General features: G+C 70.1%; 17 protein-coding genes. 9 read left to right on the forward strand and 8 right to left on the reverse strand.

What is annotated here, in order from left to right:
- Nucleotides 1–21 precede the first annotated feature (21 nt).
- The 3 genes from M3Q35_RS32310 (at nt 22) to phoU (ending at nt 4,563) form a co-directional block, all read left to right on the forward strand.
- Nucleotides 22–831, forward strand: coding sequence for a GGDEF domain-containing protein (locus M3Q35_RS32310; protein ID WP_273936318.1), 810 nt, complete (start codon nt 22–24; stop codon nt 829–831).
- Between the two features lie 240 nt (nt 832–1,071).
- The gene (locus M3Q35_RS32315; RefSeq protein ID WP_273936319.1) at nt 1,072–3,810 is read left to right on the forward strand and encodes an LCP family protein; all 2,739 of its coding nucleotides are present in this window, start codon (nt 1,072–1,074) and stop codon (nt 3,808–3,810) included.
- An 84-nt stretch (nt 3,811–3,894) separates the two neighbouring features.
- Entirely contained in the window at nt 3,895–4,563 is a 669-nt protein-coding gene (phoU, locus tag M3Q35_RS32320; protein WP_273936320.1) for a phosphate signaling complex protein PhoU, read from the forward strand.
- A gap of 129 nt (nt 4,564–4,692) precedes the next feature.
- Here the strand turns inward: phoU and pstB are convergent, their stop codons facing one another.
- The 6 genes from pstB to M3Q35_RS32350 form a co-directional block, all read right to left on the reverse strand.
- Nucleotides 4,693–5,469 carry a phosphate ABC transporter ATP-binding protein PstB gene (pstB, locus tag M3Q35_RS32325; RefSeq protein WP_273936321.1) on the reverse strand — a complete coding sequence of 259 codons (777 nt, stop codon included), beginning with the start codon at nt 5,467–5,469 and terminating at the stop codon, nt 4,693–4,695.
- Nucleotides 5,470–5,479: 10 nt separating this feature from the next.
- Nucleotides 5,480–6,391, reverse strand: a complete 912-nt coding sequence (pstA, locus tag M3Q35_RS32330; RefSeq protein WP_273936322.1) for a phosphate ABC transporter permease PstA — start codon at nt 6,389–6,391, stop codon at nt 5,480–5,482.
- Nucleotides 6,388–7,353 carry a phosphate ABC transporter permease subunit PstC gene (gene pstC, locus M3Q35_RS32335; protein WP_273936323.1) on the reverse strand — a complete coding sequence of 322 codons (966 nt, stop codon included), beginning with the start codon at nt 7,351–7,353 and terminating at the stop codon, nt 6,388–6,390. The genes pstA and pstC overlap by 4 nt, the downstream gene beginning before the upstream one ends.
- Nucleotides 7,354–7,453: 100 nt before the next feature.
- Nucleotides 7,454–8,578 (reverse strand): phosphate ABC transporter substrate-binding protein PstS, encoded by a 1,125-nt coding sequence (gene pstS / locus M3Q35_RS32340; protein ID WP_273944539.1) that lies wholly within the window; start codon nt 8,576–8,578, stop codon nt 7,454–7,456.
- Between the two features lie 223 nt (nt 8,579–8,801).
- Nucleotides 8,802–9,683 carry a mycothiol synthase gene (gene mshD / locus M3Q35_RS32345; protein WP_273936324.1) on the reverse strand — a complete coding sequence of 294 codons (882 nt, stop codon included), beginning with the start codon at nt 9,681–9,683 and terminating at the stop codon, nt 8,802–8,804.
- Between the two features lie 18 nt (nt 9,684–9,701).
- A complete protein-coding gene (locus tag M3Q35_RS32350; RefSeq protein ID WP_273936325.1) occupies nt 9,702–10,472 on the reverse strand; it encodes a winged helix-turn-helix transcriptional regulator in 771 nt (256 codons plus the stop codon).
- A gap of 177 nt (nt 10,473–10,649) precedes the next feature.
- On the opposite strand from M3Q35_RS32350, the gene M3Q35_RS32355 reads away from it, so the two are divergent.
- Entirely contained in the window at nt 10,650–11,516 is an 867-nt protein-coding gene (locus M3Q35_RS32355) for an LmeA family phospholipid-binding protein (RefSeq protein WP_273936326.1), read from the forward strand.
- Nucleotides 11,513–11,926: a thioredoxin family protein gene (locus M3Q35_RS32360; RefSeq protein WP_273936327.1), complete on the forward strand. Its 414-nt coding sequence runs from the start codon at nt 11,513–11,515 to the stop codon at nt 11,924–11,926. The genes M3Q35_RS32355 and M3Q35_RS32360 overlap by 4 nt, the downstream gene beginning before the upstream one ends.
- 23 nt (nt 11,927–11,949) lie before the next feature.
- On the opposite strand, the gene M3Q35_RS32365 is transcribed toward M3Q35_RS32360, so the two are convergent.
- Both M3Q35_RS32365 and M3Q35_RS32370 read right to left on the reverse strand, forming a co-directional pair.
- Nucleotides 11,950–12,417: an Imm1 family immunity protein gene (locus M3Q35_RS32365; protein WP_273936328.1), complete on the reverse strand. Its 468-nt coding sequence runs from the start codon at nt 12,415–12,417 to the stop codon at nt 11,950–11,952.
- Between the two features lie 11 nt (nt 12,418–12,428).
- Nucleotides 12,429–12,905 (reverse strand): DddA-like double-stranded DNA deaminase toxin, encoded by a 477-nt coding sequence (locus tag M3Q35_RS32370; RefSeq protein ID WP_273936329.1) that lies wholly within the window; start codon nt 12,903–12,905, stop codon nt 12,429–12,431.
- Between the two features lie 352 nt (nt 12,906–13,257).
- Here M3Q35_RS32370 and M3Q35_RS32375 point away from each other — a divergent pair, with 352 nt between their 5' ends.
- The 4 genes from M3Q35_RS32375 (at nt 13,258) to M3Q35_RS32390 (ending at nt 15,673) form a co-directional block, all read left to right on the forward strand.
- Nucleotides 13,258–13,686: a DUF4395 domain-containing protein gene (locus tag M3Q35_RS32375; protein ID WP_273936330.1), complete on the forward strand. Its 429-nt coding sequence runs from the start codon at nt 13,258–13,260 to the stop codon at nt 13,684–13,686.
- Nucleotides 13,687–13,719: 33 nt separating this feature from the next.
- Complete coding sequence (locus M3Q35_RS32380) at nt 13,720–14,556, forward strand: sulfurtransferase (RefSeq protein ID WP_273936331.1); 837 nt, start codon at nt 13,720–13,722, stop codon at nt 14,554–14,556.
- Between the two features lie 11 nt (nt 14,557–14,567).
- Nucleotides 14,568–14,879 (forward strand): DUF1416 domain-containing protein, encoded by a 312-nt coding sequence (locus M3Q35_RS32385; protein ID WP_273936332.1) that lies wholly within the window; start codon nt 14,568–14,570, stop codon nt 14,877–14,879.
- A gap of 164 nt (nt 14,880–15,043) precedes the next feature.
- Nucleotides 15,044–15,673: a heme-binding beta-barrel domain-containing protein gene (locus M3Q35_RS32390; RefSeq protein WP_273936333.1), complete on the forward strand. Its 630-nt coding sequence runs from the start codon at nt 15,044–15,046 to the stop codon at nt 15,671–15,673.
- The last annotated feature ends 3 nt before the right edge of the window (nt 15,674–15,676 follow it).

Consider the following 15,676-nt stretch of genomic DNA (forward strand, 5'->3'; position numbering starts at 1 on the left):
CTTCGTGAGGAGGTGAGCGCGGTGACCGCGTCATCACAGCCCGACGTCTCCGAACCGGACGGCCAGCAGGCCGACGGCGGACTGGTCAACCTGCACGAGAAGCTCGCGGGTCTGCTCGCCTCCCGTGGCCAGTGGCGCGAGGCGTACGACCACCTGCGCTCCGCCCTCGACCTGATCTACCAGGACACGGCGGGCGGCAAGCCGGCGGTGCCGGAGCAGCTGCGCCGCGAGGTGGACCGGCTGCGCCGCGAGCACGCCGAGGCGCACGAGCAGAGCATCCGCGACAGCCTCACGGCCAGCTACAACCGCCGCTACCTGGACCAGCGCCTGGTGGCGATGCTGACCGAGCAGACCGGGGCGCTGGCGGTCGCCCTGGTCGACCTGGACTGGTTCAAGCAGGTCAACGACCGCTACGGGCACCTGGTGGGGGATCGGGTCCTCCAACAAGTCGTGGAACTTCTCCAGGTGGAGGAGCCGGCCTTCTGCGCCCGCTACGGCGGCGAGGAGTTCGTGCTGGTCCTGCCGGACACCGACCAGGCAACGGCGGTGGACATCGCCGAGGCGGCCCGGGACCGGGTGGAGCGGCACGACTGGTCGGCGATGGCCCCGGGCCTGCGGGTCACGGTCAGCGTCGGCGTGGCCCACGAGGTGGGCGGCAGCTGCGAGAACGGCGCGGAGCACCAGCTGCTGCAGGCGGACAGCCTGCTCTACTCGGCGAAGCAGTCGGGGCGCAACGCGGTCGCCTACCGCGAGAACGGCCGGGTCCGGCTGGCCGGTCCGGCGGCCGGCCGGCGGGCGATCGCCGACGTGCGGGTGGCCGAGCACTTCTGAGTCCGGCCGAGCGCTACTGACAGCAACGCGGCCCGGCTCAAGTGCCCATTCGGCCTAATGCCATCGGCGGTTTCGAGTACGAACCGTGTCAGAATTCCGGCTGCCTGTCGCTAGAACTAGCGGTCGTCCGTACTATCGCGTGCGCTGGGTGCCACGCCGCGATGTGCAACCCCTGTGGCCGCACCGACGTCAACCTGTGATGAACAGCCCGTATGGGCCGTGAGCCGGAAGGGAGCCTGGGTGCCCGACGATCCCCGCTTCGGCGGCACCGGTCCCGATGGTGCCGCGGACTCGTACGACACCCCGGACCAGGAGCCCACCGGACGTAGGAGCCGCAGGCGCAGGTCCATGGAGGCCTCGGGCGGCCTGAGCGTGTCCGACCTGGTCCAGCGGCACACCGGATCACGGCCGAACCTGCCCCGCCCGACCCCGCCGGACCCCGAGCCGCCGGTCGACCGGACGCCGGCCCGGCCCCCGCGCCGTCGGGCCGCGCAGCCGGAGCCGCCGGCGGTCCAGCCACCCGTTCCGCCTACCTCGGCCGGTCACCGGTCCGACCCCGGAACGGGTCAACGTTTGTCGCCGGTCACGCCGCCGGCCGAGCAGACGTCCGGCCGCCGGGCGCTGCGCGAGGATCCGATCGCCGCCGCGCGCCAGGGCCGCCAGGCCGCGCTGGACGGCGTGCGCCCGGGCGAGTCGACGGGCCGCCGCGCGCTGCCGGACCCCGAGCCGGAGCCCGAGGACGACGACGAGACCACCACGCTGCGTCCCGGTCGCCGGGCCGCGGAGGCGGCACAGGCCCGCCGCAACGCCCTCACGCCTCCTGGAGAGCCCTCAGGCCGCCGTACGCCCCCTGGGGAGGCCACGGGGCGTCGTGCGGCCGTCACGCCGCCGGCTGAGGCCACGGGCCGCCGCGCCATGGTGTCGCCGCCTCCGGGAGAGGCCACGGGCCGCCGGGCCGCCGTCACGCCGCCGAACGAGGCGCCGGGTCGTCGACCGGCCGGGCCGCCGCCCACGGATCGTCGAGGCATGCCGCCTGCGGGCCCGCGCCCGGGCGAGTCGAGCCTGTCCAACATGCGCCGGCCGGCGCCGCCCGGCGGTCGCCCCGTGCCGCCGCCCGGCGAGGCCACCGGACGTCGTCCGGTCGTGCCACCCGCGCCGCCCAACGGAGCGCCGCCCAACGGCATGCCGCCGGCCGGCCCCCGCCCCGGCGAGTCGAGCCTGTCCAACATGCGCCGGCCGATTCCGCCGGGCGGCCGTCCGGCGATCCCGCCGGGCGAGAGCAGTGGCCCCCGGCCGGTGCTGCCGCCCAACGGCATGCCGAGGCCCCAGGACCGCCTCGATCCGGACCTCGAGCAGACCACGATCGCCCCGCAGGACGAGCCGCTGGTGGACGAGCCCGTCGACGAGGTCGACGCGCCGCCCAAGCCGGAGCGCCGCGAGGACATCGAGCTGGCCGCGCTGACCACCGAGATGGAGCCGATCGGCGAGGAGGTGCAGCGCCGCCGCAAGGTGGACCAGACGCTGGCCCGCTTCTCCGCGGTGCACGACGAGATGCAGGCCGAAGAGGCCAAGCGGCGCAACCGGCAGAAGAAGTACATGCCGTGGATCGACACCGACGACGAGATGCCGCCCCCGCCACCGCCGGCGGCCGACGAGGTCGAGGAGCCCGAGGACGACCCCGAGTTCGACATGGACCCGGCGGAGATCGAGCGGGCCCGGGCCAAGCGCCGGATGATCGGCCTGGCGATCAAGGTGGTGGCCATCGCCGCCGCCGCGATAGTGCTGATCGTCTGCGGCATCGCCTGGGGCTCGGTCAAGGAATGGACCGGCTCGGACATCAAGCAGGTCGACGCGCTCGACCCGAACTCGTCGGCGATCACGGCCGCGGACAAGCAGCGGGGCACCGACAACTTCCTGCTGGCCGGCTCGAACATCGTGCTCGTCGCGCACGTGCCGGCCGACCGCAAGCGGGTCGTGTTCGTGTCCTTCCCGGCCGGCCTCCAGTTGAGCCAGCCGCCGTGCGGCCCGGCCCAGCTGTCCGGCGCGCTGGCGGCCGGTGGCCCGCAGTGCGTGACGCAGGACGTGCAGAAGATCTCCGGGCTGCTGATCAACCACTTCATGACGATGAACTCGGACGGCCTCAAGGGCATCGTCGACGCCATCGGCAATGTCGAGCTGTGCGTGAAGAACCCGTTGCAGGACGGGCAGTTGGGCTCGATCCTGGCCGGCACCGGCCCGCAGCCGGTCGACGGCGACGCCGCGGTGAAGATCGTCAAGGCCCGCAGCGTGGCCGGCGACTCGTCGCCCGATCTCGGCCAGATCCGCCGTCAGCAGCGGCTGATGGGGGCCATACTGCGCTCGGCCATCCAGGGCCAGGTGCTGCTGGATCCGGCCAAGCTCAACGGGTTGCTGTCCGCGGTGTCCCGCAACGCCACCGGCGACAACGTCGGCGTCGACCAGCTTTCCTCGCTGGCCCAGTCGGTGCAGGGCGTCGGGCCGGACCAGGTGGTGTTCACCAGCGTGCCGGTGAACGGCACGCCAGAGGCCACGAAGTCGTTGTTCAACGCGGTGATCAACGGAACCCCGCTGCCGTCCGAGGGCGCGACGGCCGGCGGCCCGCTGGTCGACCCGAAGTCGATGAAGATCCAGGTGGTCAACGGGTCCGGGCAGGGCAACCTGCCGAGCAACACGGCCAACTCGTTGGGGCGTCAGGGTTTCCAGGTCGTCTCGGTGGGTCGGGTGGACGCGATCGACCACACCACCGTGAAGTACGCGCCGGGCCGCGAGGCCCAGGCCCGCACGCTGTCGGCGGCGGTGCCGGGCTCCAAGCTGGTGGAGGACTCCTCCCTGGCCGGGGCGGTGCAGCTGGTGACCGGGCCGGACTTCAACGGTGACGTGGTGGCCCCGCAGCAGCCGCAGAACAACCAGCAGGCGTCGGATGTGTCGACGATCAGTGGAGCGGACGGCTCCTGCCAGTGACGTTGCCCTTTCGTCGCCGGTGGTTCACGCCTGGTTCATCCGGCGATGCCGCTGGCGCGACCCCCACGACGTAGGCTGACGGACATGCGTGAGGCTTACCACGACCAGCTCGGCGACCTCGCTGGCCAGCTGTCGAACATGTGCGGTTTGGTCGGCGACGCCATGGAGCAGGCGACCAAGGCGTTGCTGGACGCGGATCTCGCGATCGCGGAGCGAGTGATCAGCGGCGACGCGAAGATCGATGACGCGCGGGCCAAGTGCGAGGAGGACGCCTACTCGCTGCTCGCGCTGCAGGCGCCCGTCGCGACCGACCTGCGCACGGTGCTGTCCGTCATCCACGCAGCGGAAAGCCTGGAGCGGATGGGCGACCTGGCCCTGCACGTGGCCAAGGCCGCGCGCCGCCGGCACCCGGCGTCGGTGCTGCCGGACGAGGTGCGGGGCTACTTCGAGGAGATGGGGCGGATCGCCGTCGACCTGGCCCGCAAGGCCCAGGAGGTGATCCGCACGCAGGACGTGGACCTGGCCCGTCGCCTCGACGACGAGGACGACGCCATGGACGACCTGCACCGGCACCTGTTCTCCGTGATCATGGACAAGGAGTGGGGGCATGGCGTGCCCTCGGCGGTGGACATCACCCTGCTCGGCCGGTTCTACGAGCGCTTCGGCGACCACGCCGTCTCGGTGGCCAAGCGCACCGTGTTCGTGGTCACCGGCCGCATGCCCGGCTACCCCAGCGCCGCGGACGACCTGTAAGGACGAAAAACAGTGGGCCCGCCGGGAAATCCGGCGGGCCCACTGTCTTGTGTGGATGGTGCGGTGATCGGCCGACCCCTGCCGCCGACCAACCTCCGCACCGTGTCAACTCAGCCGAGCCGGCGCCGATCAGCCGAAGCGGCCGGAGATGTAGTCCTCGGTGGCCTGCTGGCCGGGGTTGGAGAAGATCTTCTCGGTGTCGTCGATCTCGACCAGCCGACCGGGCTGGCCGACGCCGTGCAGGTTGAAGAACGCCGTCTGGTCGCTCACCCGCGCGGCCTGCTGCATGTTGTGGGTGACGATGACGATCGTGAACTCCTTCTTCAGCTCACCGATGAGGTCCTCGATGGCCAGCGTGGAGATGGGGTCGAGGGCCGAGCAGGGCTCGTCCATCAGCAGCACGTCGGGCTGCACGGCGATGGCCCGGGCGATGCACAGACGCTGCTGCTGACCGCCGGAGAGGCTGCCGCCGGGCTTGTCGAGGCGGTCGGAGACCTCGGCCCACAGGTTGGCCCCGCGCAGCGAGCGCTCGGCCACCTCGTCGAGCTGCTTCTTGTTGCGCACGCCGCCCAGCCGCAGGCCCGCGACCACGTTGTCCCGGATGGACATGGTGGGGAACGGGTTGGGGCGCTGGAAGACCATGCCGATGGTGCGCCGCACCTCGACCGGGTCCACAGTGGACGCATAGATGTCCTCGCCGTCCAGCAGCACCTTGCCCTCGACGCGGGCGCCGGGGGTGACCTCGTGCATCCGGTTCAGCGAGCGCAGCACGGTGGACTTGCCGCAACCCGAAGGCCCGATGAACGCGGTCACGCTGCGCGGCGGCACCGCCAGGGTGACCCGGTCCACGGCGTGGAACTTGCCGTAGAAGATGTTCAGGTCCTTGACGTCGATCCGCTTGGCCATTGTTGTCAGCTCACTTCGTCTTGATGGCCGAGAACCGCGACACGAGGGCGGCCACGAGGTTGAACAGCATGATCAGGATGATCAGGGTCAGCGCCGCGCCCCACACCCGCAGCTGGCCCGCGGGGTTGGGGTTGTTCAGCTCGTTGTAGATCAGCAGCGGCAGCGAGGTCATGTTGCCGTCGAAGATGTTGAAGTTGATCGACTTCGAGTAGCCGACCAGCACCAGCACCGGCGCGGTCTCGCCCATCACCCTGGCCATCGCCAGCATCACGCCGGTGACCACGCCGGACAGCGCGGTCGGCAGCACGATCCGCACGATCGTCTTCCACTTGGGCACGCCCAGCGCGTACGAGGCCTCGCGCAGCTCCTGCGGCACCAGCCGCAGCATCTCCTCGGTGGATCGCACCACCACCGGCAGCATCAGCAGCACCAACGCCAGCGACACGGCGATGGCGCTCTGGTCCAACCCGAGGGTGCTGATCCACAGGGCGTAGATGAACAGCGCGGCCACGATCGACGGCACACCGGAGAGGATGTCGACCATGAAGGTGGTGACCCGGGCCAGCCGGCCCCGGCCGTACTCCACCAGGTAGACCGCGGCCAGCACGCCGATCGGCACCGCGATCACCGCGCACACCAGCGTCTGCAGCAGGGTGCCGATGATCGCGTGGTACGCGCCGCCGGCGAACTCCTTGGGCAGCACGCCCTTGAGCGAGTGGGTCCACCAGTCGCTGGACAGCAGGGCCGAGTAGCCGCGCGCGATCACGGTGACCAGCAGCCACACCAACGGCACCAGCGCGACCAGGAACGCCGCCGTCACCAGCACGGTGGCCAGGATGTTCTTGGCCTTGCGGGAGCCGCTGATGGCCTGGAACGCCGGCGGCGTGGCCGGACGGTCCAAAGTGGACGCTGTGGTGGTCATGCCGCCGCCTTCCCGCGGGCGATGGACCGGGCCACCGCGTTGACGACGAAGGTCAGGATGAACAGCACGAGGCCGGCCGCGATGTAGGCGCCGGTGGACAGCGCCTGATTGAACTCGGACGCGGCCGAGGCGATCTTGGACGCGAACGTGTAGCCGCCGTCGAACAGGCTGAACCCGGACGACTTGGGCGAGGCGTGCAGGATGAGCAGCACGGCGACGGTCTCACCGAGCGCCCGGCCGAGGCCGAGCATGGAGGCCGCGATGTAGCCGCTGCGCCCGAACGGCAGCACCGTGGTCCGGATGACCTCCCACTTGGTGGCGCCGAGCGCCAGCGCGCCCTCGATCTGCATCACCGGGGTCTGCCGGAACACCTCACGGGTGACCGAGGTGATGATCGGCAGCAGCATCACCGCGAGCACCACGCCGACGGTGAAGATGGTGCCGGCGCCGGCCAGCGGGATGTTGCCGGTGGCGAACAGCGGGAACCAGCCGAACACGTGGTTCAGCCAGGTCTCGAACGGCTCAAGCGCCGGGCCGAGCACCAGAATGCCCCACAGGCCGTACACGATGGACGGCACCGCGGCCAGCAGGTCGACCAGGTACGCGAACGGCCGGGACAGCCGGGCCGGCGCGTACTGGGTGAGGAACAGGGCGATGCCCAGCGAGACCGGCATCGCGATGACCAGCGCGACCAGCGAGCTGAGCACCGTCACGATCAACAGGTCCCTGATGCCGAACATCAGGTTGTTGGCGTCGGTGGTGATGAAGTCGGCGCTGAACAGGAAGTTGGCCTTGTCGGCCAGCAGCGACGGGACCGCCTTGATCAGCAGGAAGATCCCGATCAGCGCGATCGCGATCACGATCGCGAGGCCGGCGCCGGTGGTCAGCGTGCGGAAGATCGTGTCGCCGGGGCGGCGCGGGGCCGCGGTCCGGGCACCTGGTTGACCGCTGTCGGAGGTCATGGCACCAATCATGCGGCTACCGCCCCGATCGTCCAGAGTCTGTTCTGGACGATCGGGGCGGAGGCGCGTCGGTCGGGTGTCGCTCATCGGGTGATGACGGTCAGCTGATGGCGTCGATCGCGGTGGTCAGCTTGGCCTTCAGCGTGTCCGGCAGCGGGGCGTAGCCGTTGGTGGCGAGGTCGGCCTGGCCCGCGTTGATGGCCGTGCTCAGGAACGCCTTGACCGCCTTGCCGGTGGCCGGGTCCGCGTACTTGGAGCAGACGATCTCGTAGGTGGCCAGCAGCAGCGGGTAGGCGCCGGCGGCGGTGCTCTTGTGGATCGAGCTCAGGTCCAGCGAGAGGTCGTTGCCGCTCGGGTTCTTGAACTTGGCGCTGGCGATGGCCTTGCCGACGCTGTCCGCGCTGACCTTGACCGGGGTGCCGCCTGCGGTGGTGACGATGGAGGCGATGTTCAGCTTGTTGGCCTGCGCGAAGGACCACTCGACGTAGGCGATGCCGCCGTCGGTCTGGCCGAGCGAGGTGGCCACGGCCGGGTTGCCCGACGCGCCGGAGCCGACGCCGCCGTTGAACGTCTTGCCCTTGCCCTTGGTCCAGCCGCCGGCGCTGGTCAGGTACTGCTGGAAGTTGTCGGTGGTGCCGGACTGGTCGGACCGGTAGACCACGCTGATCGCGGTGCTGGGCAGCGTCGCGCTCGGGTTGAGCTTCTTGATCGCGTCGTCGTTCCAGGTCTTGATCTCACCGTCGAAGATCTTGGCGGTGGTGGTGGCGTCCAGGTTGAGGTCGGACACGCCCTTGACGTTGTAGACGACCGTGATCGGGCCGAAGACGACCGGCAGGTCCCAGGCCGGGCTGCCGCAGGAGGCGGCGGCCTTGTCGGGCTCGCCCTTGGCCGGGTCGAGCGCCGAGTCGGAGCCGGCGAAGTCGGTCTGCTTGCCGGTGAAGTCCGACACGCCGGCGCCGGAGCCGTTGGCCGTGTAGTTGACGTCGTTGCCGTCGCAGGCGTTGTTGTACGCCTTGACGAACAGGTCCATCGCGTTCTTCTGCGCGGTGGAGCCGCTGGCCTTGAGCGTTTTCTTGCCCGAGCAGTCCACCTTCGGCCCGGCCGAGGTGCTGCTGGTGGTGGAAGAGCCGCCCGTCGCGCCTGCGTTGTTGTTGTCGCTGCCACAGGCGGTGAGCAGGAGGGCGCCTGCCGCCATGATGCCCAGCGCGACGCCGTGCCGCTTCATGTTCACCTGGATCCTCCGTTTGGAGACTCGACTTCGAGCGCGACGGGTCCCGCCGCTCGTTTGCCGACCGTAAGCAGCGAGGGTGGACGACAGCCCTTAGCCAGGTGAACGCAAGATGAACAGGGCACACGATGTGACGACAACTACGCCATCAGGGTGATACCGCGACCGTGGCGTGACCCGGTCTTACTGAGTTCGTGACGGACCGCAGCGTAACGCCGATTCACCGTCCGTACTGCACGTCAGCGTCCCAGACGGTGAAGCCGAGCTTGCTGTAGACGGCCACCGCCGGGGCGTTGTCGGACTCGACATAGAGCATCACGCTCCGTAGTCCCGCGGCCCGAAGATGCTCCATCCCGATCACCGTCAGGGCCTTGCCGAGGCCGCCACCCTGCGCATGCGGGTCGACGCCGACCACGTAGACCTCGCCGATGGCCTCCGGCGGCCCCTGGTGGATTTTCGTCCAGTGGAATCCGAGCAGCCGATCCTCGGCGTCGATGGCCAGGAAGAAACCGGCCGGATCGAACCAGGGCTCCTGCTCCGTGGCCACCAGTTCCTCGACCGTGAGCGCCCCCTGCTCGGGGTGCCAGGAGAAGGCCGCGTGGTTGACGGCGATCACCGCGGCCTCGTCCTGCCCGGGAACGAAGGTGCGGACGCTGACGCCCTCGCGGAGCTGAGCCTGCGGCACGTCGCCGGCCATCCACCGCATCCGGCGCATCTCGCGGACCCGGTTCAGGCCGAGCTTGGCGGCGATCGCGGCCGCCGCCGGGTGATCCCCGTGCGACCACAGGCGCGGCTCGCGATCGCCGGCCAGCGCCAGCAGCCGTTCGACCAGCTGCGTGCCTACGCCGCGGTTGCGGGCAGCGGGATGGACCAGCAACTCGCCGACCGGGTGGCCGTTGGAGTCGCCGTCGGTGTCCAGGTGGGCGTAGCCGACCACGCGGCCGTTGTCCTCGGCCAGCACGTGCGTGCCGGGCTTGGCCACGAACGAGGGCAGCTCACCGGCGCCCGTCCGGTTGTCGGCGAGGCGAGCCGCCTCGAAGATGCCGGCCACCGAATCAACCTCGACCGCGGTCAGCCGGTTCCGCCCCGTCAGCTCTGCCACGTGGTCCGACGCTACCGGTCAGCGGAACTGCTGGGCCAGCGCACGGAAGGCGTCGGACTCCGAATCGTCGTGCGTGTCGTGGTCGACGCCGACACCGCCGCCGGTGCGGGCGCCGGGCCGGGAGGGACGGACGAACTTGTAGCCCACGTTGCGCACGGTGCCGATCATCAGCTCGTGCTCGGGGCCGAGCTTGGCCCGCAGCCGCCGGACGTGCACGTCGACCGTGCGGGTGCCGCCGAAGAAGTCGTAGCCCCAGACCTCCTGGAGCAGCTGGGCCCGGGTGAACACCCGGCCCGCGTGCTGGGCGAGGTACTTGAGCAGCTCGAACTCCTTGTACGTGAGCTCGAGCGGCCGGCCCTTGAGCCGGGCCGTGTAGGTCGCGTCGTCGATGACCAGCTCGCCGAGCTGGATGGCGCCGGCCGCGCCGGACTGCTCCGGCTTGCGGCGGGAGCTGACCAGCCGGAGCCGGGCGTCGACCTCGGCCGGGCCGGCGTTGGGCAGCAGGATCTCGTCGACGCCCCAGTCGGCGGTGACGGCGACCAGGCCGCCCTCGGTGACGATCGCCACAACCGGGACCTCGATGCCGCTGCTGGACAGCAGCCGGCACAGCGAGCGGGCGCCGGCCAGGTCACCTCGGGCGTCCACCAGCACGGCGTCGTGTGGACCGGCCTCGAGCAGCGCGGACACCTCGGGCGCGAGCGGACGCACCACGTGCGGCAGCAGCGACAGCGCCGGCAGCACCGACGACGGGTCCGGATCCCCGGTCAACAGCAGCAGATCTACACCCATGGGCAAGCCGCCTCCTCTCGCGCGCCGCGACCCGACCACCGGTGGTCGGGAAAGCGGCGTACGGTGGCCAGGCCCCGTTGCCTGCGGATGTCCGGGAGAATACCTGCCGTGACCAGCCCCGAGCCGGGCCGAAACACGCGCGTCACACGAATTAACACAGGTGGGGAGATACCGGCGATGACCACTGCGTCCCGTCCGCGCACCGGCCGACGGTGGAAAGTGCTGGTCGCGCTGCTGTTGGTGCTGGCCGCGCTGCTGGTCGCGGCCGACTTCACCTTCGCCGCGGTTGCTGAGTACCAGGTGTCCAAGAAGATGCGGACCGAGCTGAAGCTGGCCGACGACCCGTCGGTGACCATCCACGGCTTCCCGTTCATGCTTCAGGCGGCCCGCGGCGACTACCAGGACATCGAGATCGAGGCCAACGGCATCCCGATCGGCGACACGCTGCGTGACCTCCAGGTCAAGGCCGACCTCTACGACGTGAAGGTGCCGCTGTCCGAGCTGGTGTCCGGCTCGGCCCGGTCGGTCACGATCAGCAACGTGGAGGGCCAGGTCAAGATCAGCGCCGCCGACGTGAACCGGGCGTTCAACGCCACCGACGTCGGCCAGGCGCTGGGCGTCTCCAACCTGACCATCGGCCCGACCTCGCCGGACACCCTCTACGACACCCCCACCCCGACCCCGACGCCCACTCCGACGACCAACCCGTACACCGACACCAGCGTCGGCGTGCGGCTGTCGTTCAACGTGACCGTGGCCGGCCACCCGTTGAAGATCAACGCCTTCGGCCTGCTCGGCCTGTCCGGCACGAAGATCCAGGTCCAGCCGACGCGGCTGGAATTGGTGGACGGGGTCACGGCGTTGAAGGTTCCGGAGACGTTCCAGCAGCCGATCATCGCCGCGCTGTCGACCGAGCTGGACCTGGGCAAGGCACTGCCGTTCACCGTCGTGCCGACCAAGGTCAGCGTGGACAGCAACGCCTTCGCGGTGAGCGGCAAGGCGACGAACGTGCAGTTGGGCAGCGGGAGGAGCGGGATCGGATGACCGGCGTGTGGGTGCTGCTGGCGGTGTTGGCCGCCGCCACCGTGCTGGGCTTCCTGCTCCGCGGACGGGACGGTCGAGTGCGTTCTCGCAAGGCGGTTGCCGACCTGCCCGCGCAGGTGCGTGAGCTGATCGACCCGGCGTCTCCCGTGACGCTGGTGCAGCTGTCGACCACCTTCTGCGCCCCGTGCCGGCACACCCGCGTCATCCTGTCCGACCTGGCTTCGAAGACCGACGGTCTCTCGCACCGGGAGCTCGACCTCACCGACCTGCCCGAGGTCGCCACCTCGTTGAAGGTCCTGCGCACCCCGACCACCGTCGCCTACGCCCCGGACGGCGCCGAGCTGCTGCGCGTGGGCGGCGTGCCCAAGCGCGACGTCCTCGTCGAGGCCCTCCGACCCCATCTGGCGTGATCAGAGTCGGGCGGCCTCGGACCTCACGCCGCGTGCACCGGCGAGGCCGGCGTCAAGGCCTGGGTGATTCGACCGTAGTAGTCGCCCGTCACCCACTGGACGTTCGACGGCCGTTGCCCGCCACTGGCCACGAACTGTGTCAGCGCAGCATGGGCCTGATCCAGCGGAATCGCCGTAAAACGATCGTGGTAGCGGGCAGTGTCGACGTCGCTGGCCAACCAGGGGTCCTCAAGCGGCGGGTGCGGGTTGTAGGAGACCCACATCTCGCCGTCGGCCGCGTTGCGGAACCACAGCAGCGCCGCCACCCCGGCCTCCGGGTTGGCGCTCACCCGCAACAGCTGAGCCGGTTGATCCACGGAATCGTCGTCGAAGGGCGTGTCCGCGAGCACGACGTCACTCGGATGGCGCGGGTTGGCCCGGTAGACAAGTTCGTGCAGCAGGGCCTCGATCTCATCCGGCGTGCTGGCGTGCTTCCAGAGACCGTCGTGCACCGCGCTGAGAATCATGCTCGCCGCCTCCCTTCGAGCTCTGAGGGTACCTGGGCGCCTCGCGTCCACACGGTGAGCGAACTGCCTTCGGGCAGCACAGCGGCCACGGCCTGCCGGCAACCGAAGAGCCCTCGGCAGATCCTGTCGTTATTGATCACGAGAGTGGCATGGGTCAGGCCCCGCTCGAGCATGATCATCGCCGCATGGACCTCGACATGGCTGGCGGAGGGCACAGCCGCCAGCCGGGGGTTGCGCACGGCCGGCGCCTTCAGATACCCACGCAGGTGGGCATCGGCCTTCACGAACCACTCACTGCTCTCACCGCTGACCAGTGGCTCGTCGAACCGGTGTCCGTCGTCGTCCACCAGAACCCCGGTGGTCACATGGGTGCGCGGGTCGGTCGCATCCGGGTCGATCTCCCGACCGACCTCAGCGGCCCAGACCGCATCACGTGACCACGACGGCCTCTCAGCGGTGAACCCTGGTGACACTGGGCGATCGTACCGACACGTTCAGTCAAATCAGACAGGCCGTGGTGCTCCAGGCCTACCTGACATGAGCCTCGACCTGCCCGATCGGACCGCGATCGTGATCGAATGGCTCGGCCGACCGAGCTTTATCGATTCACGAGCCATTCCATCTGGTGGACGGCCCTCCCACCAGGAGGGAGCAGCGGGTAGTCTCCGCCGTATGGCCCAGCTGCTGACCAAGCGACGCGCGGTGGATCTCTGCCGCGTGCGCAGCAGCCTGTGTCGGCCTTTCTGACCGGACGTCCGAGGCCCGACGCCTGACGTCCCGCTGGACCCCGCACGCCTAGAGGTCCCCCGGTCAGGAGGCTGTTCCATGTCCGCACCCCAGATCGATCCCCGAGGTCCGCGCTTCGGCGCCTGGATCACGACGGTCGTGCTCGCGGTCGTGCTGGCCACCGGATGGTGGCCGCTGCTCGCGGCGCAGACCGTGGTCTTCGCCATCGGCGGCTTCCTCGGACTCCAGCACGCCCCGTACGGCCTGCTCTACCGGCGCTTCGTCGCACCGCGGCTGGGCCCGACCGACGAGCGCGAGGACGCGGCCCCGCCGCAGTTCGCGCAGACCGTCGGCTTCGTCTTCGCCCTGGTCGGCACGGTCGGCTACCTGGCCGGCCTGCCGGTCCTCGGCACCGTGGCCACCGCGCTGGCGCTGGTCGCGGCGTTCCTCAACGCGGCCTTCGGCTTCTGCCTCGGCTGCGAGATGTACCTGATCATCCGCCGGTTCGCGCCGGCCACCGGCAAGTAAACCGATCCCCCAACCCGGCGAAGGAGCCGATCGATGAGTCGCGAGAACGTGCTGGTCTCGGCGCAGTGGGCCGAGGACAACCTCGAGACCCCCGGCGTGGTTTTCGTGGAGGTGGACGAGGACACCAGCGCCTACGACGGCGGCCACATCCCCGGCGCCGTCAAGGTGGACTGGAAGACCGACCTGCAGGACCCGGTGCGCCGGGACTTCGTTGACCGTGAGGGCTTCGAGAAGCTGCTGTCGGCCCGCGGCATCGGCAACGACGACCAGGTCGTGCTGTACGGCGGCAACAACAACTGGTTCGCCGCCTACGCGTACTGGTACTTCAAGCTGTACGGCCACGACAAGGTGCAGCTGCTCGACGGCGGCCGCAAGAAGTGGGAGCTGGACGGCCGCCCGCTGGTCAAGGACGCGGTGAGCCGCCCGGCCACCGAGTACAAGGCCCAGGAGCAGGACCTGACGCTGCGCGCCTTCCGCCAGGAAGTGGTGGACGCGATCAACGTCAAGAACCTGGTCGACGTGCGCTCCCCCGACGAGTTCAGCGGCAAGCTGCTCGCGCCGGCCCACCTCCCGCAGGAGCAGGCCCAGCGGGCCGGCCACATCCCCAGCGCGATCAACGTGCCGTGGAGCAAGGCCGCGAACGAGGACGGCACCTTCCGCTCCGACGACGAGCTGCGCGAGATCTACGGCGACGCCGGCCTCGACGGCGGCAAGGCCACCATCGCGTACTGCCGCATCGGCGAGCGCTCCTCGCACACCTGGTTCGTGCTGCGGGAGCTGCTCGGCCACACCGACGTCAAGAACTACGACGGCTCCTGGACCGAATACGGCTCGCTGGTCGGCGTGCCGGTCGCGCTCGGCAGTGAATGAGAGGGACTGACATGACCGCAGCAGGGTGTGGGGCTCCGGAGCAGGGCACGGCACTGCCGGCCAACATCGACCCGGGCAAGGAGGTCGTGCTGACCGGCACGGTCTCCGCCGGCGGCCAGCCGGTCGGCGGGGCGTTCGTGCGGCTGCTCGACTCCTCGGGCGAGTTCACCGCCGAGGTCGTCGCCTCCGAGCAGGGTGACTTCCGCTTCTTCGCGGCGCCGGGTTCGTGGACGGTGCGCGCGCTGCACCGCAGCGGCACCGGCGAGACGCAGGTGACGGCCGACGGCCCCGGCCTGCACCAGCTCCAGGTCGCGGTGGCCTGAAACACGGCTCGTTGGAGGCCCCAGTCACTGCTGGCTGGGGCCTCCGGCCTTATTCTGAGCACGTGGAACTCTTCTTCACGATCCTGATGGTGCTGGTGTGCATCGCCATCGGCTGGTTCTCGGTGTACGTCGTGTACCGCCTGCTCCAGGACCACCGCTGAGCCATGACGAAGCCAGAGTTCGGCAGCGGTGACGCCGCGGTACGCGCCGCCGAGCAGCGCGCGGAGACCACGCGCGACCGCAACCTGCCGCAGTTCGACGACCTGCCGATCCCGGGCGACACCGCGAACCTGCGGCTCGGCCCGAACCTCAACGACGCCTGCCTGGCGCTGCTGCCGCTGGTCGGCGTGTGGCGCGGCGAGGGCCAGATCGTCTATCCGACGATCGACGGCCCGTTCCGCTTCGGCCAGCAGATCACCTTCGCGCACGACGGCCGGCCGTTCCTGACCTACGAGGCCCGGTCATGGCTGCTCGACGAGCAGGGCAAGGTGATCCGGCCGGCGGCCCGCGAGTCGGGCTTCTGGCGGCCGCAGGCCGACGACACCATCGAGGTGCTGGTCACGCACGCCACCGGCGTGGTCGAGATCTACTACGGCACGCCGCTCAGCCAGACCTCGTGGGAGATGGCCACCGACATCGTGATGCGCACCTCCACCGCGAAGGAGGTCACCGCGGCCAAGCGCCTGTACGGGCTGGTCAACGACGGCGACCTGGCCTACGTGGAGGAGCGGGCGATGGTCGGCGAGGCCCTCCAGCCGCACGTCTCGGCGCAGCTCGAGCGCGTCGTCGGCTGACGC

The organism is Kutzneria chonburiensis, from assembly GCF_028622115.1.
In the GTDB taxonomy this organism is placed as follows: Bacteria; Actinomycetota; Actinomycetes; order Mycobacteriales; family Pseudonocardiaceae; genus Kutzneria; species Kutzneria chonburiensis.